The 270-nt window shown below is 37.0% G+C and carries 1 protein-coding gene; it reads right to left on the bottom strand.

Annotation, left to right across the window (positions count from 1 at the left end):
* On the bottom strand, window positions 1-270 hold a 270-nt coding region (locus tag KK062_RS30325), incomplete at both ends, for a hypothetical protein (protein WP_254088124.1).

The following is a 270-nucleotide window of genomic DNA, read 5'->3' as shown; positions in this document are numbered from 1 at the left end:
TACTATAACAGGTTCACCGTTTTCAGAAATTATAGTCCCTAGCTGAAAAATCTCGGAATTAGAATTTGCTAATAAATTTCCCTTCCAAAAATAAGGCGGTTGCAACACTTCGTTAACGGACCAATAGATAGCTACGTTCGTAAGCGTTACAGCACTATAATTTCTATAAGCAAATGAGATTTCTGATTCCCCACAAAGACCATTATGCAAATTAAGCTTCTTTATTCCTACATCAACTTTTGATTGCGCAAGCACCTCACAACCCAGGAT

The organism is Dawidia cretensis (assembly GCF_018598175.1).
Classification (GTDB): domain Bacteria; phylum Bacteroidota; class Bacteroidia; order Cytophagales; family Cyclobacteriaceae; genus Ohtaekwangia; species Ohtaekwangia cretensis.
This window is presented reverse-complemented; position numbering and strand designations above follow the sequence as displayed.